22 protein-coding genes are annotated in these 23,770 nt (G+C 54.6%); 10 read left to right on the top strand and 12 right to left on the bottom strand.

Annotated features, from left to right (window positions below; genetic code table 11):
* Nucleotides 1-2: 2 nt before the first annotated feature.
* From FHW77_RS22205 to FHW77_RS22180, 6 genes are all read right to left on the bottom strand, one after another.
* A complete protein-coding gene (locus tag FHW77_RS22205) occupies nt 3-845 on the bottom strand; it encodes a carbohydrate ABC transporter permease (protein ID WP_064264113.1) in 843 nt (280 codons plus the stop codon).
* Nucleotides 835-1,767 (bottom strand): carbohydrate ABC transporter permease, encoded by a 933-nt coding sequence (locus tag FHW77_RS22200; RefSeq protein WP_080823170.1) that lies wholly within the window; start codon nt 1,765-1,767, stop codon nt 835-837. The genes FHW77_RS22205 and FHW77_RS22200 overlap by 11 nt, the downstream gene beginning before the upstream one ends.
* A gap of 10 nt (nt 1,768-1,777) precedes the next feature.
* Nucleotides 1,778-3,049: an ABC transporter substrate-binding protein gene (locus FHW77_RS22195; RefSeq protein WP_112557097.1), complete on the bottom strand. Its 1,272-nt coding sequence runs from the start codon at nt 3,047-3,049 to the stop codon at nt 1,778-1,780.
* Nucleotides 3,050-3,098: 49 nt separating this feature from the next.
* Nucleotides 3,099-4,700 (bottom strand): FAD-dependent oxidoreductase, encoded by a 1,602-nt coding sequence (locus FHW77_RS22190; protein ID WP_182590760.1) that lies wholly within the window; start codon nt 4,698-4,700, stop codon nt 3,099-3,101.
* Nucleotides 4,701-4,705: 5 nt separating this feature from the next.
* Complete coding sequence (locus tag FHW77_RS22185; RefSeq protein ID WP_182590708.1) at nt 4,706-5,776, bottom strand: LacI family DNA-binding transcriptional regulator; 1,071 nt, start codon at nt 5,774-5,776, stop codon at nt 4,706-4,708.
* A 419-nt stretch (nt 5,777-6,195) separates the two neighbouring features.
* Nucleotides 6,196-6,612: a hypothetical protein gene (locus FHW77_RS22180; protein ID WP_182590707.1), complete on the bottom strand. Its 417-nt coding sequence runs from the start codon at nt 6,610-6,612 to the stop codon at nt 6,196-6,198.
* A 47-nt stretch (nt 6,613-6,659) separates the two neighbouring features.
* Here FHW77_RS22180 and FHW77_RS22175 point away from each other — a divergent pair, with 47 nt between their 5' ends.
* On the top strand, nt 6,660-7,181 hold the full coding sequence (locus tag FHW77_RS22175; RefSeq protein ID WP_182590706.1) for a hypothetical protein: 522 nt from the start codon (nt 6,660-6,662) through the stop codon (nt 7,179-7,181).
* Between the two features lie 107 nt (nt 7,182-7,288).
* On the opposite strand, the gene FHW77_RS22170 is transcribed toward FHW77_RS22175, so the two are convergent.
* Entirely contained in the window at nt 7,289-8,017 is a 729-nt protein-coding gene (locus FHW77_RS22170) for a hypothetical protein (protein WP_182590705.1), read from the bottom strand.
* Nucleotides 8,018-8,258: 241 nt separating this feature from the next.
* Here FHW77_RS22170 and FHW77_RS22165 point away from each other — a divergent pair, with 241 nt between their 5' ends.
* Nucleotides 8,259-8,543: a hypothetical protein gene (locus FHW77_RS22165; RefSeq protein WP_286086117.1), complete on the top strand. Its 285-nt coding sequence runs from the start codon at nt 8,259-8,261 to the stop codon at nt 8,541-8,543.
* 575 nt (nt 8,544-9,118) lie between these two features.
* Here FHW77_RS22165 and FHW77_RS22160 read toward each other — a convergent pair.
* The 4 genes from FHW77_RS22160 to FHW77_RS22145 form a co-directional block, all read right to left on the bottom strand.
* A complete protein-coding gene (locus tag FHW77_RS22160; protein WP_182590704.1) occupies nt 9,119-9,346 on the bottom strand; it encodes a hypothetical protein in 228 nt (75 codons plus the stop codon).
* Nucleotides 9,347-9,391: 45 nt separating this feature from the next.
* Nucleotides 9,392-9,751, bottom strand: a complete 360-nt coding sequence (locus FHW77_RS22155) for a DUF6693 family protein (protein ID WP_210277051.1) — start codon at nt 9,749-9,751, stop codon at nt 9,392-9,394.
* On the bottom strand, nt 9,748-10,125 hold the full coding sequence (locus tag FHW77_RS22150) for a hypothetical protein (protein WP_182590703.1): 378 nt from the start codon (nt 10,123-10,125) through the stop codon (nt 9,748-9,750). The genes FHW77_RS22155 and FHW77_RS22150 overlap by 4 nt, the downstream gene beginning before the upstream one ends.
* 486 nt (nt 10,126-10,611) lie before the next feature.
* Nucleotides 10,612-11,349, bottom strand: a complete 738-nt coding sequence (locus FHW77_RS22145; protein ID WP_182590702.1) for a carboxylesterase family protein — start codon at nt 11,347-11,349, stop codon at nt 10,612-10,614.
* 413 nt (nt 11,350-11,762) lie between these two features.
* Here FHW77_RS22145 and FHW77_RS22140 point away from each other — a divergent pair, with 413 nt between their 5' ends.
* The 7 genes from FHW77_RS22140 to FHW77_RS22110 all read left to right on the top strand — a co-directional run bounded on the left by FHW77_RS22140 (nt 11,763) and on the right by FHW77_RS22110 (nt 20,961).
* Entirely contained in the window at nt 11,763-13,829 is a 2,067-nt protein-coding gene (locus FHW77_RS22140; RefSeq protein ID WP_182590701.1) for an ATP-dependent helicase, read from the top strand.
* A 273-nt stretch (nt 13,830-14,102) separates the two neighbouring features.
* Entirely contained in the window at nt 14,103-14,672 is a 570-nt protein-coding gene (rfbC, locus tag FHW77_RS22135; RefSeq protein ID WP_182590700.1) for a dTDP-4-dehydrorhamnose 3,5-epimerase, read from the top strand.
* A 2-nt stretch (nt 14,673-14,674) separates the two neighbouring features.
* Entirely contained in the window at nt 14,675-15,730 is a 1,056-nt protein-coding gene (rfbB, locus tag FHW77_RS22130; protein ID WP_182590699.1) for a dTDP-glucose 4,6-dehydratase, read from the top strand.
* A 4-nt stretch (nt 15,731-15,734) separates the two neighbouring features.
* Nucleotides 15,735-16,628, top strand: coding sequence for a dTDP-4-dehydrorhamnose reductase (rfbD, locus tag FHW77_RS22125; protein WP_182590698.1), 894 nt, complete (start codon nt 15,735-15,737; stop codon nt 16,626-16,628).
* Nucleotides 16,625-17,491, top strand: a complete 867-nt coding sequence (gene rfbA, locus FHW77_RS22120) for a glucose-1-phosphate thymidylyltransferase RfbA (protein WP_182590697.1) — start codon at nt 16,625-16,627, stop codon at nt 17,489-17,491. Before rfbD ends, rfbA begins: the two co-directional genes overlap by 4 nt.
* An 84-nt stretch (nt 17,492-17,575) precedes the next feature.
* On the top strand, nt 17,576-18,457 hold the full coding sequence (locus FHW77_RS22115; RefSeq protein ID WP_182590696.1) for a glycosyltransferase family 2 protein: 882 nt from the start codon (nt 17,576-17,578) through the stop codon (nt 18,455-18,457).
* A gap of 155 nt (nt 18,458-18,612) precedes the next feature.
* The gene (locus FHW77_RS22110) at nt 18,613-20,961 is read left to right on the top strand and encodes a glycosyltransferase (protein ID WP_182590695.1); all 2,349 of its coding nucleotides are present in this window, start codon (nt 18,613-18,615) and stop codon (nt 20,959-20,961) included.
* Nucleotides 20,962-21,207: 246 nt separating this feature from the next.
* Here the strand turns inward: FHW77_RS22110 and FHW77_RS22105 are convergent, their stop codons facing one another.
* Nucleotides 21,208-22,089: an FkbM family methyltransferase gene (locus tag FHW77_RS22105; protein ID WP_182590694.1), complete on the bottom strand. Its 882-nt coding sequence runs from the start codon at nt 22,087-22,089 to the stop codon at nt 21,208-21,210.
* A 120-nt stretch (nt 22,090-22,209) separates the two neighbouring features.
* Here FHW77_RS22105 and FHW77_RS22100 point away from each other — a divergent pair, with 120 nt between their 5' ends.
* Nucleotides 22,210-23,679: a GT99 family glycosyltransferase N-terminal domain-containing protein gene (locus tag FHW77_RS22100; RefSeq protein WP_182590693.1), complete on the top strand. Its 1,470-nt coding sequence runs from the start codon at nt 22,210-22,212 to the stop codon at nt 23,677-23,679.
* The last annotated feature ends 91 nt before the right edge of the window (nt 23,680-23,770 follow it).

The following is a 23,770-nucleotide window of genomic DNA, read 5'->3' as shown; positions in this document are numbered from 1 at the left end:
CTTCAGCCCTTGAGGCCGGTATGGGCGAGGCCTTCGACGAACTGCTTCTGGGCAATCACGAAGACGATGAGCACGGGCAGCGCCGTCAGCGTCGCTGCGGCAAGCTGGATATTCCACATCGGTCCGCCATAGGCGTCGGTATATTGGGTCAGCGCCTGCGGCAGCGTGAACATCTCTGCGCTGGAGAGAAAGACGATGGGCTCAAGGAACAGGTTCCAGGAGTGCAGGAAGGTGAAGATCGCAACCGAGGCCAGCGCTGGTTTTGCCAGCGGCAGCGCGATCTTGCGGAATATCTTGAAGCGCCCGAGACCATCGACACGCGCCGCCTCTTCGAGCTCGGCGGGCAGCGTCACGAAGAACTGCCGCATGACGAAAGTGGCAAAAACACTGGGCGCACCGAAGATCGGCACAAGAATGAGCGGCCAGTGTGTGTTGACCATGCCCGCCTTCAGAAACATCTGAAACAGCGGCACGATCGTGACTTCCGACGGAATGAGCAGGCCAAGCAGCACGACCATGAAAATGAGATTTGCGCCCGGAAACCGGATCCGCGCAAAAGCATAGCCTGCCATGGACGATATGATCATCGTTCCTGCCGTCACCACAGCGGCAATATAGGCGGAGTTCCAGTATTGCCGCACGAAAGGCTGCAACTCGAAGACCTTGGAATAGCTCGTCCAGTCCTGGTTTTGCGGGAAGAATTGCGGCGGGAAGGCGAAGATATCGCTGATCGGCTTGATCGATGACGTCACCATCCACCATGTCGGAAAGACGAACGGGATCAGGAGCACGCACAACAACCCGTAAAGAGCGACCTGCATGCGTGGGGAAAGGTCAGCTTTCATAAAAGACGATCCTCTTGCGCATCTGCCACTGGGCGAAGGTCAGTACGGCGACGATCACAAACAGCAGGATGGACAGCGTCGAGCCGTAGCCAAAGAAATGAAACTGGAAGGCCTGCTGATAGAGGTAATAGACCAGCACCGTGGTCGAGAGACCCGGCCCCCCCTGGGTCAGAACTGCGATCTGCGCAAAAACCTGCAGCGAGCCAACAATCGTAATGATCGAGGTTAACAGGATCGTCGGACTGATCAGCGGCAGGGTAATGCGACGAAACTGCTTGAAGGCGGGCGCGCCGTCGATGCGGGCCGCCTCGTAGAGTTCCTTCGGCACACCCTGAAGTGCCGCCAGAAACAGGATCATGTTAAGCCCGACATTCTTGAAGACCTGCACGACGATGACTGAGATCATCGCGGTCGTTTCCTCGCGCAGCCAGTTGGGGCCTTCGATGCCGACCATCAGCAACATGCCGTTGATGCCGCCATTTTTCTGCAACAGGAACCCCCAGACGATCGTCCAGGCAACCAGCGAGACGACGACCGGCGAGAAGAACAGCGTCCTGAATATCGCGATGCCAGCCAGTTTCTGGTTCAGCAATACGGCCAGAAGCAACGCCAGTGACAGGTTGAACACGACGAGCCCGGCCGAAAAAATCGCCGTCGCGCCAAGGACGTCGCGAAGATTGCTGTCCTCGACCAACATCCGGTAGTTCTGCGCACCCGTATAGGTGAAGGTGTTGGCGAGCACATTCCATTCATGCAGCGAATACCAGAACACCAGCCCGAGCGGGATCAGAACGAAGATGACGATGCCGATCAGCTGCGGGGCGATGAACAGGAATCCCGCAAGGCTGTCGCGCCGCGCGATGGTCCAGAACGCCGGGGCCGGACGATCCTGAGTACGGGCAATATCCTGCGCGACAGCCATGGTTTTCTCCTCAGCGCTTCAAGAGCGGCCCGATCTGGCCGCAGATTTTTTGAAGCGCACCGGCCACATCGGCCTGCGGCCGCCAGACGGCGTCGAGGTTCGAACGCACGATCTGCTGGATCTGGGCAAAACCGGTATGGCCGGGCATGACCTTGCCGGTCGAGATGCCGGAGATGACAACCTTTTCGATCTGCTCCTCGCTGAGAAGCGGGTTCGTCTTTTTCAGCACCTGCGCATTCAGCAAAGACTTGCGCGCTGAAGGGAAGAACTGGCTGAGTTTGGCGGAATTTTCCGGATTGGTCATGTAAGCCACGAATTGCGCCGCGGTCTCGGCATTCTTGCCTGATTGCATGACGCCGATACCCGCCTGGCCGATCAGCGCATAATCGCCGGCAGGGCCCTTCGGAAGAGGCACGAGGTCCCAGCCAAATGGCTTGTCCTTCGGCAAAAGCGAGGCGCGGCTGATCTGCGTAATCGTCATCGCCGCATTGCCAGCGAAGAAATCGACCGTCTCGCCGGGGCCTGGAATGGCCTTCTTGTCGAAGATGGCGTCGTGGATGAACGAAATGGCATCCGCCATCGGCTTTTCCGCCATGGTGCAGGTGGCGCCGTCAGCACTCCAGGGTGAAGCCCCCCAGCCATTCCAGACGGAGGTGAGGTATTGCCAGCTCTGGTAATTGAAATCGCGGACGACAAGCCCGCCCTTTCCGGTCTTGGCGACAGCCGACGCGGTTGCGATGGCGTTGTCCCACGTCCATTCGCCGGCAGCGATCATGTCGGCAGGGGTCTTGGCACCGGCAGCCTTGATAAGATCGTTATTGACGAAGACGGCGAAGGGCGAGGTCGAAAACGGATAGGCGTAAAGCGTACCGTCCTGCGACCAGCGTTCCGTGGCGCCGGCACCCACCTCCTCAAGATTATATCCCGGCGCAGCCTTCAGTGTGTCCGTCAGCGGGTAGAGCGCCCCGGACTTGACGAAATCATAAGCCGACGTCTCGAAAATCCAGGCCATGTCAGGTGCGTTGCCGCCCGCGATCTGTGTGGTGAGTGCAGTCGTGTAGGTATCGAAAGGCAGGGACTCATAAGTCACGCTGACATTTGGATGATCCTTCTTGAAACCGGCTGCGATCTCGTTGAAGAGCTTGAGATGCGCCTCGTTGGCGCTCCAGATCGTCATGCGCAGATTAACCGCATCCTGCGCAATCGCTCCGCCCGCAAACGCAAGCGAGCCAATCAGGGCAAGCGCACAGGCCGTGGATTTCAGTTTAAAATGATTGTTCATTCCCGGTCCTCCTCCAAAGATGGGTTCGATGAGACGGCAAACCGCCGTCCTAATAGGCCGCGATATCAGGCCAGCGTATTTCGATGCCCTGACGGGTCAGCTGCGTCTGGAAGGCTTCCAGGCGGTCATCGTCTTCCTGCACCTGATGTGGCGTGAGGCCATTTTCCAGGCAGTGCGCCGCAAGCATCCCGGCCACTTCGCCGATGTTCCATTCGACCGGATGCAGGCGGTAGCAACCATTGGTAATATGCGTCGTGCCGATGTTCTTGCCGGCCGGGATCAGGTTTCTCACCCGCTGCGGGATCAGCGCACCGAGCGGTATTTCAAACGGGCAGGATGGCACGTCGATATAGTTGTCGCCGCCGGTGGATGGATGCAGGTCGATGCGGTACATGCCGATACCGATGCTGTCGCGATAGCGGACCGCGCCTCTTTCGCCGCGAACCGTATAGGAAAGATCCTGCTCGACGATGCGCGTCACCGGCTTGATACGGCGGCTTTCGCGAATGTAGGGTGCCATGGCAAGCCCATGTTCGGTGCCGGTGATATCGCCACGCAGCCGAAGCCCGCGAAACCCCTGCCCGCCATCAAGGCGCGGCGCTTCCGTCTGCAGCCAGTAAAAGACCGAATAAGAAAGATCTGCCGCCGCCTTCAGGTGGCGCGCCTTTTTTTCCTCGGTCACATCGATGATCGTGCCATCCATGTAATCGATCATCGGCCAATTCACGAGGCAGATATCCGATTGGTAGAAGCCGGGCGCAAAGTTTTTCCGTGCCGCGATGCGCCGGAAGATCCAGAGATTCTCATCACCGCCGCCCTTGCGCTGATCGGCATCGACCAGCAGCGGATTATCATCGGGATTTGGCGTGAAGGAGCGGGTGGTATGCTCCAGCGTGCGCGGATGGGGCGCGGTGAAGCCGAGGAGCGGCCCGCCCCAGAAATGCGGCTGATAAGAGCGCCAATAGTCGTAGTTCTCAGGCTTGTCGATCGTCTGGTCGCCATCGACATGGTCAATGGCAAAGCAGATTGAGACAGCCTGCACATTGTCCGGTTGAGCGTGCTCAGGCGCGCTCGGTTCTCCCGTGTCAGACTGCGCCTCAAAACCCTTGGCATATTCCGTGCCGGTCATCGGCAGCAGATCGCCAAGTTCGGTGGCGTCGAGTACGTAATCGGCGGATATGACGATTTCAGCGCCGCTATCGCGATGGCGGAGGGTCACGGAGCGAACCAAGTCCCCGTCCACATCGGCCCCGACGGGACGCCAGGGCTTGAGTATCGTCAGGCGACCTGCGCCAATATAGGGCATCAGCATGCTTTCCATGACCGCGAGGCTGACACGCGGCTCGGCGCAGATGCGGCTCACCCATCCGCCGCCCGGATTAAGGTCGCCCCACGCGCGCGCGCCTTCCGTCAGCGGATAATGGTCTCGATAATATTGCCGCACACCGTTGCGCAGCGCCCGGTAGGACCGGGTGATGCCGAACTGTTCAACCCATGTATGCTCGTCCGAGGGAACGGCCTGACTGGTCAATTGGCCGCCGATCCAGTCGTATTCTTCGGTCATGATCACGCGTTTGCCCGCTCGTGCGGCAGCCAGTGCCGCCGCTACGCCGCCAAGGCCGCCACCGACCACGAGAATATCTGCTTTCATGTCTTTCACGACGTCACATCCGTTTTGTTGACTGAGGACTTGTTTGCCGAGCCGGCCGGGGCCGGCCCCAACGTCTCTCCCTTGACGGGTTCACATTTGAGAAGGATCTGCCCACCGGCGCTGCCGGTCTCGATGCGGTTGACCAGCATGGCGGTTGCCTGCCGCCCCATCTCCTCGCGCGGAATTTCATAGGAGGTGAAGCGCACGGGACTGCGAGCGGCCCTGATATGACTGCCAAGCACGATCATCGAAAATGCGTCCGGCACGACAAGCCCCCTCGCCCGCGCCAGCGCCTCGACGCGCACGGCATCGGCCAATTCTATGAAGAACGCGACTGTGGCCCCGCTCTCAATGATGGCATCAAGTATTTTCTCGGCCGGGCGGTTGACCGCCTTGATATGCAGGGCAATCGTGGCCGCATCTGCGAGCGCCGCGCTGAAACCTTGCCAGCGATCGGCAATCGATTCTGCCGGACCCTGAGGGCCGATATAGGCGAGCCTGGTGTGTCCCAGCGCGATGGCGTCTTCGACAAGCTGACGCGTTCCCGCGGCGTAGTCACCGCCGACATAGGGAACCGGCCCACCGGCATCTTCACGCCGGCCGATCGCGACGAAGGGATAGTCTTCCGAAACCAGCCGGGCGAGTTCCTTGCGATCGAACTCGCGGCCGAGAACCAGACAGCCGTCCGCAATCCGAAGCCTGTTGCCTTCCGAGAAAATCTTTCGGTTATCGCCGACACCGGCGCTCGTCAGCAGCAGAAGATCATAAGCCTGCTGCTGCGCCTCTTCTTCGATACCCAGCAGGAAGGGCGTGAAGAAGTCAGCCTGAGCACTGGGGAACGCTGGCTCATAGGTGAAAACGCCGAGGATCCGGTTCAGCCCCTTGGCCATGCGCCGCGCAATCGGATCGGCAACATAACCGGTCTGGCGAATGACGGCCTGCACCCTTTCCCGGGTTTCGTCCGGGATGCGCGCGACCGCTGCCGGCGCGCCGTTCACAACAAGAGACACCGTTGCCTGGCTGACGCCGGCAAGCTTGGCGATATCGTTCTGCGTGAGACGTCTGTGACTGGACACGCCATGCCCTCCTCCGGCATTCGCTCCGTGCTAATACGTATTAGCAGCTAATGCGTATTAGCACCATCTCCGCGTACGGAGTCAAGCGATAAAGTGCGTTCGCTGAAGGGGTCGCAGATTATCGCAAGCCTGCGCTGCAATGGCTGGCATTGAATTGAAGTCTAAGCCTCTGAGGATGACTTAGATGAGAAGTCTCGTGTCGCGGCTAGAGTAACTTGAGAACGACAGGACAGGCGGGGCTCGCCTTATCCCAGTCCGGACCGGCGCAGGCCATACAAGAGCTAAGGGGTCCAAGATGCTGGAAGTGAAAGGAATCATCGAAACGCCGACAGCACTAAGTCCTCCAGCTCGCTCACTGCTTCTTGGCTGCGTACCGTTTCATCGAATCTGTGACGTAAATATAAGCCAGTGCGTGTCCGCTACAAAAGTCGATCATAACCTATTTCCCGCAGTGATTTCGGAAATCCCTCATCAACCTGTTCCCAAAGGCGAGTTCGCCGGCACTCATTGATATGAAACGCTTCGGATGCGATAACGACATCGTCTTTGATGTAGGCGCAGAATGCACTCCACTCCCAACCCATGGGGATACCGTAGAAGTAATCGGTAACGGTTTGAGGCGGCCCGCATTTTACGTATCGCAAATCTTCGTCCGTTAATTTCTTTGTGGTGATTAGCCTATTCAGATACGCGCGCTTTGCAGCATCAAAAACCTGCGTCTCATCGATGCGGCTTATGCAGCCATAGACCATTACCGCCCCAGTCGACATCACAGCGGCCACATATACTGCGAAGGCAACAACGATGTTCCGAATCCATCTGGCGATTAATGCCACTGTCGATTTCCTTATGTCGCTGAAGCTGGGATTTTTGGCGACGTAGAATGTGCCACACATTTCCTAACTCGGAGCCTGCCGCAACTCAATCGGAGCTAGATTTTCTCATTGCTTTACACGCCGAATATGCCAATCTCGTGCAAACAGTAGGGGTGCTGGGTGAAATGGGCGTGCTCAAGGCAATAGCCAAGATCTATCTAGGCTACACAATGTCAGCAGTGGTGGCGGGTGTCCTGAGCGTCGTTGGGTTGGGCTTTTTCTCTAGTGAGGCCGGGGCGAGCTTCGGAGAGCTCGTGTACGTGATGTTGATGACTGCAGCTATAATTCTTTTCTTTGCATTGCCCGTAGCGGTACCGAGCGTGGTTCTCTTGATGGCGCTGAGAGCAAAAAGCTATCTGGTGTATGCGGCCGTTGGTGGGGTATGCCCGGTCCTCACCATGGCACTGTACAGCGGAAGTCTGCCGGCCTCCGCAATCTTCTCGTTTGTCGCACTTGCCGTATTCTCTATCGGGGCGATTTCAGCCTATCCTCTGTGGGCGATTTGCACCGATCGCTGGCGGATATTATAACCCTCTAACGCGGAGGGTTTAGTTGCGCAGCCCTTAGAGGCTGCAGGAGTAACGGACTGGAGGGAAGACCATCCATTTACCCGCAGCGCCCCTCGGTTCCGAAAGAGTCAGTCTCCTAGTTCCTTCCGGACACAGACCTCGAAATCGGCGGTATCAATCGAAAGTCGGCACTTCTCTCTAATCTGAAATGCTTTTAGTTGCGCTTCATCTATTGGCTTGCCTGAAAGGGCTTGATGGTAGAGGGGGTTCGCAGCAACGAAGAACGCCAGAGAAAAATGAAAGCCGAAAAGCCTCACAAAAGATTCGAGGAGGCATTCTCGTGTATCACCGCCCATGCTTGGGTCGATCAAAATTGATCCTTCACGAAAAATACCGTCAGAATCATTTTCACTTATCGCGCCGACATAACAGTAGTCTTTACGACTATCTACAACGTTGAAGCTAGATCCGAAACCTGTGATCTTGCCGGATTCTGCATCTTTTAAAACGTTTTTGCCAATGAGTATCGCAATATTTTTATCGTTTTCTTGCTGCGTGAAAGAGAGGAATTCTGCATAAAATTTGTACCACTCAGATATATATTCGAATAGTGGCTCACTGCCAGTTCCCGCTCTTATGTTGATAGAAGTTGGGGATCTATAGTCAAAAGAACCTTTTTTCGCCGCACGCAGAACGTACGACTCGAGGACTGCGTTGATTGAGGCATCCTTGCTGGAGTCAGATGCATATGTGGGCGTGCTTATGAGGCAGCACCAAATTACGCTGATAAACCAGAAATAGAATATCTTTACCCCACCCGAGAGGCCGCAAAAGCATAACCGCTTCCACAAATGCATGCGCGCCTCCGATGAATTTGTTTCTGCACCTGTCTCTACCCGCCGAAGCCTCCCATTTACGACAGCCCGGATGCTCGCACCAGTGGTTCTCGTGAATGCCGTGGCCGGCTTTATTGGTCTGGTCGCTCATGCTCACTCGGCATCTTGGCTATGGCGACTCTTGGAATGTCCTTCAAGCATCCTTCGAGACGAAAGATTCCAGAGATGGCAGTTGGTGTCTATAGTGAGATGGGAATTCCAGATGACTGTAGAGCAAGAAGCGCAATCCGTTCCAAAGCGGAAACGCAGGATCTGGCCATGGCTGCTGATCAGCGCACTGGTCTTGCTCATCGTCGCTGGTATCTACGCGTATCTGGAAATCATTGCGATGATCGAGGTTCTGGGTCGGCTCTGGGATGACCTGGTGCAGTTGTTCTGGCTGATCGTACCGGGTGAGCAACCCAATTACACCCAAACCGGGGTAACGCGCCGCCCTTTCACCGACGGTTTCATTTTACTCGTGCGAACCCCTGATCTACGAAATTGATGCTCCCGACAGAAGTATTTTCCCCAATGGTTCTGAGCGCATTGAGAAACGACGATTTGCCATCTCTAAGCCGTAAGTCTGACAGGTGAGCGTAATTCATGACGACAAGCTCGACTTCTCCCGGGTAGCCTGATCCCCACCTTCGATCGCATCCCAAAAGCGTCGAGATTTCTGCCGAAATCGGCGGAATCGCGAGGCTCTACGACGTCGACATAGCGCTGCCAAAACTCCTCAGTTGAACTTATGTTAGAACAATCAATGTGGATCAGTCGCAAATTCCCAATTTCATTCACTGCTTCTTAACCTAGTCCCGTTTTATTTCGGCATCGCTGCCATTTATGATCCTCAATGTCCCATCGGCGGCCTTAATGGCTTCCTCGGCCGCTGCGTTCGCCCTAGCTTCAGCCTCGGCTTGCCGGCGTCCGTGGCGGGTAATCACCTTGCGCTCGCTCCCCGATGGTAAACCACTGATCTACCGTCAGTAGGCCAATAAAAATCACGATGGCGACAACCGCAAAAAGGCTGCAGATGAGGCGTGCTATGCTCATCATTGACCGCAGCCCCTCACAGAGCTTCTAGCGTTTTTTTACGCCCAGTTGTCGAGCCTGAACCTCTTCCCAGAACTTGTTAAACTTACCCATGTGGCGCTGGTAACAAGCCTCATAGAGAGGTGTGCCTTTCTTGTCGCGACAGGCTCGTTCGGAACTCTGTTCGAACGATTTTCGCAGTTGCCATTCCATCGGTGTTTCCGTTTGGCAGGCCGTCAGTGCAAACGCTGAAATAGCGAGAAATAAGTATTTCATGAAATTCCTCTGTGGCGCTTGCTATTATTTTCCGCATGACGGTTGTCAGTAATATTCGATCCGCGTCTCATTCAGTACGACGCGCACCACCCGATACACGTATACGAAGCCTGCAAGACCGAGCGTTATGATGATCAGTACGGCCCAGATAATTACGTGACCAATGGAATGGCCGATACTGAACGTGCAGTTCAGGCGCCCGATCGTTTTGCCGGACGCGTCAAGAATTTCCGTTTTGTTGAGCACGGCTTTATTAAGGTAATATGGGAACACCACAAGCGCCACGCCGAGCGTGAAGACGGTGAGAACGAACCATAGAACGACTGTACCGATCGCTTCGGTCGTGCTGAAGGAGCAATTTAACCGAGCGCTGCGCATCTGCGTGATTGACGTTATGTCGTTCATCTGGAAGCTCCCTTCGCTCCGGCGGCTTTTGCTACAGTTGGAGTATTGCAGCCCTTTGCCTTCATGTTCGCCTCGACCGCGTGGACCTTGCCTTTGGCAACAGCGACCTGGCCTTCCTTGTCGCCACCAAACGTGCTCGACATTGGTACGCCGACGAGGAAGACGCCGACGGCATCGCCAGTCGCGGCGTCATGCTGCTGCTTAGAAATCGCAGTGAGCGACGACTGCTCATTCAAATATTCCCGGGCGAGCGCTGGGCAGTCGAGATTACTGTAAGCTGCCATCGGCACGTACACCGGGACGATTGCATCTGGCCTCTTTGCGCACGAAGAAACGGCCAGCCCGCAGGCCAGCAAAGGTAAAATATATCTCATGTAGTCCCCAAAATCCCCTGACGACGCAATACATCGCCGGGGTGAAGCTTCACTACAACCCGAAATGAGAGTCAATAACTCCCGGCAACTTGTAATGAATATTTGTGCGTTTGACTGGGACAGGCCGAAAAGCTCGCGCATTGGAGAAAAGCCCACGACGGTAGGGTTCACGCCGTACCGCCTTTACAGCGCTGCAAGCAGGAATGGACGAGAAGGAATGTTTCATCAGTGGGCCTAATACCTCGTGCGAGGCGGCCACCTCGAAGCTCCTTCGGATGAGTAGCGCGAAGACCAGTTATTGCTACCTGTCTGTCTCGCCGTGAACGCCGCACATCAATGCGTAAAAGGTGGACAGAAAGATGGATTGAAAATTATCCACGCGATCCAGCCAATTGGATTATTTATGCTTTTCATAAATAGTGGTGCGATGGCAAAACGCGGCAGAAACGGCAATGTCAGCTGTAAAAAACAGCGGTCGGCCCGGATTTACGGATTAGCGGATGCTTTTTCGCCCGCGAGCTTCTGCTCAAGCAACCAAGTCCACATCTCCTCGTCGTTCAGCACCTTTCCCTCGACCGCCTGATGGTCCGTGTCCTCAAACACGGTAAGCCGGACATTGCGTTTCAGCTCCTTAAGACGTTGCACGAGAACCACTGTATCGGACAGCGGGATCACCTCGTCATTTGCACCATGAAAGGCCCAGAAAGCCGCCTTCTCGTTCGTTCGATTGAGGTAGTGCCGAATGCCGCCGCCGGCAATCGGAACCACTGCGGCGAAAGTTTGAGGAAACTGCTCTGCCATGGACCATGCGCCGAACCCTCCCCGGCTATAGCCGATCAGATAGATCCGTTCCCGGTCGACCCGATGGTTGGCCACCACCGCCTCAAGAACGCTTGCGACACGCTCGATTGGATAAAGTAGTTCCTCGCTCGGATTTTGGGGTGAAAACACCAGGAAGGGAAACTCACGTCCCTCCTCAATCACTTTCGGCAAGCCGCTCGACCGTAGCTTTTCGACGTCGCTGCCGCCCTGATCGCCGCCATGCAGCCAGACGACAAGAGGATAGGTCTTGTTCGAGCCGGAGTAATCCTTGGGCGTATAAAGCAGGTAGTTGATGTCAGAAGCGATGGTGACATCGGATTTCATCGCTTTCTGCTCGGCCTGTGCAAATGTCGAGGCAGCGATTGCGGCAAGAGCGATCAGGTAGAATTTAAGTCGTCTCATGATTTTTTCCTCCCAGTGTATAAGCCTCTTCCGGGGTAATGACCGTTAAACCCGATAGGGTTCAACGCTCTCGGAAAAAGCAGAAAAAGCGCCTCGGAATACATGAAATATCCCTTTATTTCAAACCAATGAGACAACTGCCTCATCCGATTTCCGGCGAATGCGATGACAGCATATCCGCTTTCGCTCCTGAGGCAACATTCGCAGAAGAGACTTCGGAAACCGAACTATCAGGTAACGGCGCCAACCGGACTTGTGCAGCAAGGCCTTTACGTTCAGCATTTGTTCTGGCTTGCTGTTTGAGTCTTTGCTAATCATTGCGGTACGAACGCGAAACGGCGGCGCAGGCTCAGTCGCCCGCCGTTTTCGGGCAGGCAACTTCGCCTAGGGCAAATATCGAGGATTAGTGCAGGATGGCGGTTGCCTATCTGGAAAAACTGAACGAGCAACAACGCAAGGCCGTGGAACATGGGGTTGGACTGGTGGATGGACATGTCGCCGGTCCGCTTCTGATCATCGCCGGCGCCGGCTCGGGAAAGACCAATACGCTGGCTCACCGTGTTGCGCATCTGATCGTGAATGGCGCCGATCCCCGCCGCATCCTGCTGATGACGTTCTCACGGCGCGCAGCTTCCGAGATGGCGCGCCGTGTCGAACGGATATGCAAGCAGGTCCTCGGGGCAAATTCGGCAATCATGACAGATGCATTGGCGTGGTCCGGCACGTTTCACGGCATTGGTGCACGGCTGTTGCGCATCTATGCCGAGCAGATCGGCCTCAACATCGATTTCACCATCCACGACCGCGAAGACAGCGCCGACCTGATGAATCTTGCCCGGCACGAGCTGGGTTTTTCCAAAACGGAAAGCCGCTTTCCGACAAAGGGCACCTGTCTTGCGATCTATTCGCGTGTCGTGAATTCCCAGACACCACTCAAGGACATCTTGCGCCAGCATTATCCCTGGGTTGCCAACTGGGAAAACGAACTCAGGGAATTGTTCGCGGCCTATGTCGAGGCCAAACAGGTCCAGAACGTGCTCGATTACGACGATCTTCTGCTCTACTGGGCCCAGATGGTCAGCGACCCCGTTCTGGCTGACGATATAGGCAACCGCTTCGACCATGTGATGGTCGATGAATATCAAGATACCAACCGGTTGCAGGCATCGGTGCTGATGGCGCTGAAGCCCGGTGGCCGCGGCTTGACCGTGGTGGGTGACGATGCGCAGTCGATTTATTCTTTCCGTGCGGCGACGGTGCGAAACATCCTCGATTTTCCGGCTTCCTTCAGCCCGGCGGCCGATATCATCACGCTGGACCGCAACTATCGCTCGACGCAGCCGATCCTTGCCGCCGCCAACGGCGTCATCGATCTCGCGCGCGAGCGCTTCACCAAAAACCTCTGGACCGAACGGGTATCGCTTGAGCGCCCAAAGCTCGTAACGGTAAAGGATGAAACCGAGCAGGCGAATTTCATCATCGACCAGATCCTCGCCAATCGCGAGAGCGGCATGACGCTGAAACAGCAGGCCGTGCTGTTTCGAACCTCCAGCCATAGTGGCCCGCTCGAGGTGGAACTGACCCGCCGCAACATCCCCTTCGTCAAATTCGGCGGCCTGAAATTCCTGGACAGCGCCCATGCGAAGGACATGCTGGCCGTGCTGCGTTTCGCACAGAACCCGCGCGACCGCGTCGCCGGTTTCCGGCTGCTGCAGATGCTGCCAGGCATCGGACCGAAGAAGGCTGGCAATATTCTCGATGCGATTGCGACAGACCCAGAGCCGCTGCTTGCCCTCGCCGAAATTCCGTCGCCGCCGAAGACCGGCGATGACTGGGCAGCCTTTACACAAATGCTTGTGAGCCTGCGGCAGGCGCCGAATGACTGGCCGGGCCAGATCGGGCAGGCTCGGATGTGGTATGAGCCGCATCTGGAACGCCTGCATGAGGATGCGGACACCCGCAAGGCCGATCTGCTGCAGCTAGAGCAGATCGCCGGCGGCTACCCTTCACGCGAACGCTTCCTGACTGAACTGACGCTCGACCCGCCCGACGCCACCAGCGATCAGGCCGGCGTGCCGTTGCTCGACGAGGATTATCTCAGCCTCTCGACCATCCATTCGGCAAAAGGCCAGGAGTGGCGCTCCGTCTTCATCCTCAATGTGGTCGACGGCTGCATACCCTCCGACCTCGGCGTCGGCACCACCCAGGAACTGGAGGAGGAACGCCGGCTGCTTTATGTCGCCATGACGCGCGCCAAGGACAGCCTGTCGCTGATCACGCCGCAACGTTTCTTCACTGGTGGGCAGAGTTCTCAGGGCGACCGGCATGTCTACGCCGCCAGAACCCGTTTCATACCGGCGACCTTGCTTCAGTTTTTTGAGACACTGACCTGGCCCCTGGTTTCAGCCGCCGCTTCCGAGCGCAGCGCTCAGCAGATCCGAATTGATGTGGGTGCGCGAATGCGGGCGATGTGGAAATGAGCGCAATCGGACATGCGAGACTGAAGCCGCTCAACCAAGCCGGACCAGATCTTGATCGAGATTGTAGTTCGCGCCTGACGTGTAGCGTAATGGCCGAATACTCCCCGAAGCTCTACCAATATCATTGCAAAAAAACACCAGTGGGTCGCGAAGCCTCCAGATGCCGGTTCGGCGCGCGAGCCATTGCACTTGTGCGGGATCAATAAAGCGTTATTGACTGTCTCTTACGATCAAGCCATATCACCGTCGAGAGAGACCAGACAGGACCGCGAAATGCAACTAGAAGCATTCCCTATATCGGGCGTGAAAAAGATAACCCCAGCCCGCTTCGGCGATAGCAGAGGTTACTTCAGCGAGGTTTTCAAGCGGGAGTGGTTTCGCGAGAACGTCGCGGACGTTGAGTTCGTGCAGGATAACGAATCTCTGTCTGCCCAGGCAGGAACCGTGCGTGGGCTTCATTTTCAAACGGAACCCTTCGCACAGGGCAAGCTCGTTCGTTGCATCCGAGGGCGGCTGCTCGACGTCGCGGTCGATATTCGGACGGGGTCACCGACTTTTGGACAATGGATCGGCGCTGAGCTATCGCCAGAGAATGGCGACCAACTCTGGGTGCCAGCGGGATTTGCGCATGGTTTCATGACGCTCGTTGACGACACTGTCATCTCATACAAAGTGACGGCTCCCTACAGTGCCGCCAATGACCGCGGTGTAAAATGGGACGACTCCGCCATCGGCATAAATTGGCCTGAACTGGACGGCATCGTCCTTTCAGATAAAGACGCAAAGCAACCGCTTCTGTCCGATCTGCCTGAATATTTCACTTACGAAAAAACTGGAAACTGATGATGCGCGTTCTAGTTACCGGCGGTGCCGGCTTTATCGGCTCCGCCCTTGTACGCTACTTGGTGAGCGAGATTGGCGCCGATGTTCTCACCGTTGACAAGCTCACATATGCGGGAAACCTTGCGTCACTGAAGCCGATCGAGAATGCGCCCAATCACGGCTTCCTTCAGGCCGACATCTGTGACCGGATAGCGATAAACGACGCGTTTGCGACGTTCCAGCCGGATTATGTGATGCATCTGGCAGCCGAGAGCCACGTCGATCGCTCCATCACTGGAGCCGCTGATTTTATTCAGACCAACATCAACGGCACCTTTTCGATGCTGGAGGCGGCGCGGCAATATTGGAGTGGTCTTGAGGGCGACGCCAAGGCGAATTTCCGGATGCTGCACGTGTCGACAGACGAGGTGTACGGCTCACTCGGTCACCACGGTCTTTTCGAAGAAACAACGCCTTACGACCCTTCATCGCCCTACTCTGCTTCAAAAGCTGCAAGCGACCATCTGGCCACCGCCTGGCAGCGGACGTATGGCCTTCCGGTTGTCATTTCCAACTGCTCCAACAATTACGGCCCGTTCCATTTCCCGGAAAAGCTCATTCCGCTGATCATTCTGAACGCGCTGGAGGGCAAGCCGCTGCCGGTCTACGGCAACGGCGCGAACATTCGCGACTGGCTTTACGTGGAGGACCACGCCCGCGCACTCTGGCTCATCGTTCAAAAGGGCCTTGTCGGGGAGAAGTACAATGTTGGCGGCAGAAACGAGCAGAAGAATATCGACGTCGTGAACTGCATCTGCTCCATTCTGGATGAGCTCCGCCCGCAATCGAAGCCTTATGCGCAGCTTATCAAATACGTCACCGACCGTCCCGGTCACGATGCTCGTTACGCTATCGATGCGACCAAGCTCGAAACAGAACTCGGCTGGAAAGCGCAGGAAAATTTTGCGACCGGCATTCGCAAGACCGTACAATGGTATCTCGACAATGCCTGGTGGTGGCAGCCCCTGCGCGAAGAAGTGTACTCTGGAGAGCGCCTCGGCGTTCTGACGAAAGGCTGATTGCATGCGGCTTGCGGTGACCGGAAAAAATGGGCAGGTCGTGAGCGCCCTACAGGCGTTGGCAAATGACGAACTGGAGATCGTCTCTCTGGGGCGACCGGAACTCGACCTTGCGCAGCCTGAGACTGTCTTGAAGGCCCTACGAGATGCAAAACCCGATGTGGTGGTATCGGCAGCGGCCTATACCACCGTCGACAAGGCGGAAAGCGAGCCGGAGGTTGCTTTTGCCGTCAACCGGGATGGCGCAAAGGCGGTCGCGCAGGCGGCAAAAGAACTTGGTGTTCCCATTATTCACCTTTCCACAGATTATGTTTTTGACGGCACCAAGGCCACGGCTTACGTAGAAAGTGATCCGACAGGCCCCTCCTCCGTCTACGGTCACTCCAAGCTCGAAGGCGAAAACGCTGTTGCCGAGGGTAACTCTGATCATGCCATCCTGCGCACAGCGTGGGTTTATTCGGAATACGGCAACAACTTCGTGAAAACTATGCTTAGGCTCGGTGAAACGCGCGATGAGATCAACGTCGTTGCAGACCAATTAGGGTGCCCGAGCTCGGCAAACGATATCGCAACCGCAATCGTCGAGATTGGAAAAAAGCTCTCCACTGACACTTCCGCTCGTCTTCGCGGCGTGTTTCACTTGTCCGGAACGGGCGAAACGAACTGGGCGGATTTCGCCAAACAGATATTCGCATTTTCTGCGGAGAATGGTGGCAAGTCGGTTGTCGTCAATGACATCACGACGGCGCAATATCCAACCCCCGCCCGGCGCCCGGCAAACTCGCGGCTTAACTGCAGCAAGCTTGAGGAGATTTACGGCATAAGGCTGCCGAACTGGCAGTCATCAACGCGCGCGGTGGTCACCGCCCTTGCGCGAAGCAAAAAGGAAACGCCATGAAGGGCATCATTCTGGCCGGCGGCAGCGGTACGCGCCTGCACCCCATGACATTGGCAGTCTCTAAGCAGATCTTGCCAGTCTACGATAAGCCGATGATCTACTATCCGCTGACGACGCTGATGCTCGCAGGCATCCGCGAAATCCTGATCATCTCGACGCCCCACGACATGCCGCTATTCCGAAATCTTTTGGGTGATGGTTCGAAATGGGGCCTTTCGATCGGATACGCCGTTCAGCCAAGCCCGGACGGGCTCGCGCAGGCATATATGATCGGTGCGGATTTCGTGGCCGGTTCGCCATCCTGCCTTATCCTTGGTGACAACATCTATTACGGCCACGGCCTGCCCGACTTGCTTGACAGTGGGACGAGCGTGATCGACGGCGCGACAGTGTTTGCCTATCACGTGAATGACCCCGAACGATATGGCGTGGTCGACTTCGACAGCGAAATGCGTGCGCTTTCCATCGAAGAAAAGCCGCTCAAACCGAAATCAAACTGGGCAGTTACCGGTCTCTATTTCTACGACGCAGACGTCGTCGACATCGCAGCCAATCTCAAACCGTCGCCGCGTGGCGAATACGAGATTACGGATGTTAATCGTGTGTATCTCGAACGCGGTAAACTAAAGGTATCGATCATGGGCCGCGGCTATGCTTGGCTCGATACGGGCACCCCTGACAGTCTTCTCGAAGCTGGCGAGTTCGTCCGCACGCTTGAAAAGCGACAAGGGTTCAAGATCGCTTGCCCGGAAGAGATTGCGCTCACTAAAGGTTTCATTACACAGGAGGAATTTGCGCTACTCGCAGAAAATGCGGGTAAAGGCGATTATGGCGTTTACTTGAGAAGGCTCGCGGCATCGTAAGGATGCTTCGTCGTTCGGTCTCTGCAATGAGCCGCCATTTGCCTTCGATAGACAGACCTCAACAGCAGATGCTATTGGTGTGAAATGACAGCGTTGCCACTCTCCGCCGTTACAGTGGTTTCGGTTTGTTATAAAAGCGATAGGCTTATCCGGGATTTGGTTACAGCAATCCCGGAGCAAACTCCGATCGTGTTGGTCGATAATGGGCGCACCAATACTTTTGCCGATCTCCCTGCCGACAGGAACGTGAAAATTGTAAGACTCGATAACAATCTCGGATTCGGCAGGGGGTGTAATGCTGGAGCTGACGCTGCGGAAACTCCCTGGATTTTGTTTTTAAACCCCGACGCCTCGCCCTATCCGGGCGCAATTGAAGCTCTCCTTGAGGCGGCTACTCAGTATCCCTCAGCCGTTGCTTTCAATCCAAGGATCTGCAACGAAGACGGAAGCCCATATTTCAAGCGACGATCATGGCTTTTGCCTCGCCAACTCTACATGAAAAAAGGATGGCCAAGCGAAGACGCTGTCGTCCCGATTCTTAGCGGTGCAGCGCTTTTCGTGTCGAAGAAAAGTTTTGATTTTGTCGGCGGCTTCGACCCCAACATCTTCATGTACCATGAAGACGATGACTTATCTCTTCGCTTAGGGGCTCTTGGCGAACTGAGATTTGTGCGAGACTCTAGGATAGCTCACTCTGCTGGTCACTCATCCGGGCGATCTCCAGAGATTGCCAGGTTCAAGGCATATCACATGGCTCGGTCGAGGGTTTATGCGGGGCAAAAGCATCATAGACCGTTTCCTAAAACTTCAACCTTGTTGCAGGCCTGCCTTCTCCTTCTTTCACCGTACGTGTTATTTTCGGCTCGTCGCAGGGCGAAAGCTATTGGATTTCTTCAGGGCGCTCTTGCGAACATCTGGTCCGACTTCTTAGACGCAGGAACGCTCGGGTCTCGGAAAAAACCTTAAATGGAACGGTCGGGTATTCGTTGACACAACAGCAACATTTCCGATGAGTCGCGGATACCGATAAGATCAAGCGCTCGACTTGCAAACCGTAATGCGGTATCGCGATCCAAATTCGAAGCATGTCGCCGGAAACTTTGCAGAGTTAGGAACAAGATTTGGCCGCACGCCGTGAAGACGAAAGCACACAGATGGAAAATCTCCTCGCGGATATCGATTTCATATCCGGAGAAGTGGATTCGCTTCAACGTGCAAATTGGTCAAGCAAAGTGTCGCTGGTACGACTGCTCAAGAACCTGCTTTACTCACGTATGCTCTACAGAATGTCGAAAATCGAGCGGTTCAGCCCGCGTCGACGCGCGCGTTTTTTCAGATCGGCAGAGAAACGTGATCCAATGTTGCTGGTGCAAAAAGTCGACCAATTTTGCATGAAATATTATCGGCGCGTCAATCAAAATGAGGCGCTAGCAAAACGTAGTGCGGAGTTAGGCAATAGTAATGGGCTAACGGTTACCGCTATTGTTCCAAACTACAATCACGCGAAATACCTCCCTCAGCGCATTGAAAGTATTCTCAACCAGACCTATCCACTTATTGACATCATAATTCTGGACGACTGTTCGAGCGACAACAGTCGCGAGGTCATAGAGGCCTACGTTCACAAGTATCCTGGACGGGTAAAGTCGATATTCGCGACGAAGAATTCAGGCAACGTGTTTCGACAGTGGCAGAATGGTCATTCGCATGCCACAGGGGATATCGTGTGGATTTGCGAGAGCGATGATTTCTGCGAACCAACCTTCGTGGAACGTGCAATTCGAGCCTTCAGAGACCCGAGCGTGATGCTTTCGTTCGGAAGCGTGCAATACGCTAATACCGCTGGCGAATTTGTGGAGGGATTGGATGACTACCGCGAAGAGTGCGAGCCGGGCATATGGGATCGCGCAATTGTCCGACCTGCGTCAGAATGGTTTTGCAACGGCTTTGGAGTCAAGAATGCCATTCCTAATGTTGGCGGCTCACTATGGCGTCGTTTCCCTATTTCGGATACAGTTTGGGTTGAGGCCTCTAAATTTAAGATTATGGGCGATTGGTTCCTGTACTCCATAATTGCGGGAGGAGGCCAAATCGCCTACGAACCGACCGCCATAAGTTATTTTCGAATTCATTCAAACAATACATCGGGTAAAAAAGCTCAGGGTGCCGCGTCGTACTACGACGAGTACTTTCGCATCATGAAAATCCTGAAAGCAAAATGGCCGATCCCAGACGAAACGCTGAACAGATTTGTCGCTGAGGCGCATAAGAACTTCCGGCGATCACGCGTAAGCGGCGCGAAGTTCGAAACCCTTATTAATATCGACGAGTTGAGAGAGGCTTCCCGGATTCAACCCCACGTCTTGATTGGACTGCTCGGCTTTACCTTCGGCGGCGGTGAAATATTTCCAATTCATTTGGCAAACGCCCTTCACGAATTGGGAATATCGGTATCGCTTTTACAGGTGCACACATCCGATGATCAGCAAAGGGTGAAGCAATTACTAAATCCTGCGATACCGATCTATAATGCGAACCAAGTCAGAGAGGCAGGTGTGGTAAGTTTTCTGGAGCGCGCAGGGGTATCGCTTGTCCATTCTCATGTCGCGAATGTCGACAAGCTCTTTCTCGAGAACGGCGACTTACCATGTGCATATTTCTCCACGTTGCATGGTTCGTACGAAGCCATGAAAATTTCGAAGCCCAGGATCAGTCGATGGAGTAAAAAAGTCGATCGTTATGCGTATTTGGCCGAACGCAACCGTGTACCCTTCGAAGGCTTAAACGTTCCAGAAAACAAATTCCTTAAAGTACGAAACGCCATCCCAGTGGATGACAGGCCGTTTCCCAAAACCCGCACGGACTTGGGCATATCGCAGGACGCAATCGTCTTTTCCCTAGCCGCAAGGGGCGTTGAAGGCAAGGGGTGGACGGAGGCCGTCAGAGCTTACCTGAAACTGAGAGAACGCCGTCCGGAATTCCCCTTGGCATTACTTATGGCAGGAGAAGGACCAAGCGTCGAAGATGCTAAAATGATCGCGGCGAATGACCCTACGGTCCATTTTCTTGGCTTTATCAGTGAAGTTCATGGACTGTACCGCCTTAGCGACGTCGCTCTGCTTCCAAGCAGATATCCAGGCGAGTCGTTTCCGCTAAGTCTTATCCAGGCGTTTCAGGTCGGAGTTCCGTGTATCGCAACCGATGTCGGCGAAATCAAACGGATGACGACGATCGACTCGAGGCAAGCTGGCATCATCTTTAAACCTGTAGATGATACGGAAATGTTCGTAGATGAGCTTACACGAAAAATGGAGCAGATTCTCGACGAAACTCAAAGAGAAGAATTTCGCGAGGCAGCAAATGCTCTAGGAAAGACTTTTGACATCAGTCATCTGGCATCAGAATATCTCGAAGAATACATTTCTCTAATTGACAAGCGCAAGGCAATTCATAGCAGCACAGGAGCCTAATAACATCGAAGCCTTTTGAGTCAGCGAGACGATCTCGCTACCGAAAACGATTACTTACTGTCCATTGAATATATACTTAGTAAGAAAAGCTAAAAAATGCATCACACCGCACTGGCTAAGCATGCATCGTCGAAGGAAAGTAAGGTTTGACTTCGGGTTCAGTATAGTTAACTCCGCAAATCAAGAGACTCCCGGCTCCATACGGCACACCCAAAATTTTCGTCATCTTGGTGACCACTTCAGAAGTTAATTTGTGAAAAGGTATGTGGGCGACGTAAAATGATACAGATCGTCGTCGTGCGGCGTTGAGCAATCTGCCAAATGAAGTGAATAGTCGGATTTCAAGATGAAACAACGATGGCATTTTCTAAAATATTTGTCCGCTTCCATTTTTGCCTCATCAAAAAACCGATCAAACAACTCCATCGACATCGCTCGGGGCGGATGACTTGCAAGCGCTTTAGCGGCACCGCGTATAAACGCTGCTTCAGCTCCCTCAACGTCAACTTTCATAAAGTCGAAACCAACGCCTGGACAAGCGTCGTCCAGTCGCTTTAACGGCACCTCTTGCGATACCGGCTTGTCACCGAATATTGGCGCAAAGTGCTCTACCATTCTTGGCTCGATCGTGCTGCCTTGGTTATGGGTCTGCGACACCCATATCGATATAGTCCCCTCTCCATCTCCCAAGGCACAAGGATAGACCGTAAATCGTGGATCCTTTATAGCCACAACCCTCTCATACAACGAGGGCACGGCCTCAAATGCATGGACGTGAGAACACCCGGCTTCCAACAGCTCCCCTATCGTCATCCCGATATTGCAACCCGCATCAAGAGTGACATCCCCGGGCTTAACAAATGCCTTGAAAATGAGCCGGTCAACATCAGCTTGGGGATGTGGAACACGCAAATAGTGACGAATGAAATAGTCCCGCTCATGCCTATTGCCGAGATCGAGAGGAATCGTCATTCCTGCGATTTCGACAGCGGCACCGCGGGCCGCGGGATCGACCAAGCTGGATTTCGCCATCAGTTCGGAGGCGACTACAGATGACGGAATAGGAGGCTCCGTCCGCACTGACTCTGGCACTACCGAAACGGTTTTCTTACGCCACAAGCGCAACATCGGAAACTCTTCGTTTGAATTTATGTTTCAGCACGGATAACTGAATATCATAATAAGCTCAAGCACAGGATTGCCATCAGGCGACACCTGAGAGACCGCAGCGTAACGGGGAAAAATCACATGCATTTCGTCCTAGTCATTCCGCCTCTCTCCGCAACGGGTGACGAAACATACTATTTCTGGGTCTTCCAAAAATGGCTACACGAAACGAAAGAATACAAAACATCAATTATTACACCTTCCCAATATATATCTGCTCTCGAGGATATGTCCAGATGGGAATTTTCTGAAAGAAGCTTCCACTTCAACCAGTATTTACCGTCTAGGAGCATTGGGAGTCATGTCGAAATCGTTATTCAGCCGCAATCTTTAGAAGAACGAATAGATAATTCTCCGCCGACATCCACATTTGTTGATCTGATAACGCGACAGCAGGCAGCGCTTACCAATTTCTATGTGGACGCGCTCCGAGAGGCCAAAACTCGGATCCGTGACGACATCGCCGTGGTAACTTGGCTAAACAATGCATCGCTGAGGGCGGCAGCGAACGAGCTGCATTGTCCTTTGATATTCAACGAGTTCGGCCCTTTCCGGAAGCCCTATTATCGGCCGACTGCATATTGGGATCGCAGTGGCGTCAACGGCGAGACCGAAGTGAGCAATAGGTGGCAAACTGAGAAACCGGATTTCGTGTCCTGGAAGACTACGGCATATCCTAATGGTGGCGCACTCCATGCTCTGCGAGCGCTTTTAGCGGAGCCTGCAAGTCACTTAGTAATGAAGGAAGGCGGACAGCGTGCCAAGGTCGGCGTGGCATTACAGGTGGAAACCGACTCCAATGCGTTGGCCTACGGCGGGGGCTGGACCAATCTTTCACTAGTGAACCACGTCAGCCGCTCTGAGATTGCAAACGACTCGCTACTTCGTCTTCATCCCTTGGGATGTGCTGTCTATCCAGGACTAATCGATTTGTCCCCGTCTCCTCTGGAATTTTTAGCTGACATCGAGGAGATATGGACCGTTAACTCGAGCCTAGGAATAGAGGCGCTATTTTGGGGCAAGAAAGCGCAGATATTTGGTGACAGCCCGGTCAAGCTGATCGCCCAAATGGCAGACGACGAAAGCGAGAGCTTTCTGGAATGGTTCATTCTATGCTATCTTGTGCCATTCGACCTCCTTTTCGATCTGGACTACTACGTGTGGCGTCTGGGAAATCCATCAGTGCAGGAAATTGCGTTGCGGCATCTCTCTGCCTACGAGACGCGTTCGAAACATCAATGGGAAAACATTCCACTCCCACCTCGCGCCGACGGTGAAAAACTCACAGTTGATTTTCCCAGTCCGCAACAAGTGCCTGCCATACTCGCTCAGCAAAAGCTCGACCTCGCGAAGCAACAACGAAGAATCGAAGAACTTGAATCCCACGTTACGCAGCTAGAGAATTTGATTGAGAGGCAATCAACTCAGCTGGACGAGAGAGAGGCCTCGTTAATCGACCGCCAGAGAGCGCTGCTAGCAGAAACGGAAGCCTCGCGAATCGAGCAAGAAGCGTTGGCCACTGAAAGCAGGAAATTACGCGATGAACTGTAAGCGGCAACCTGAGACCGTTCAGCGCGTGTAATTCCAGGGCATGAGTGCATCGAGATCGCTGCTGGGCCAACCATTGGCTATGCGCTCGAGT

The organism is Agrobacterium sp. RC10-4-1 (assembly GCF_014138475.1).
GTDB classification, from domain to species: Bacteria; Pseudomonadota; Alphaproteobacteria; order Rhizobiales; family Rhizobiaceae; genus Agrobacterium; species Agrobacterium pusense.
Note: the sequence above shows the minus strand (reverse complement) of the source record. Positions and strands in the feature narration are given on the sequence as shown.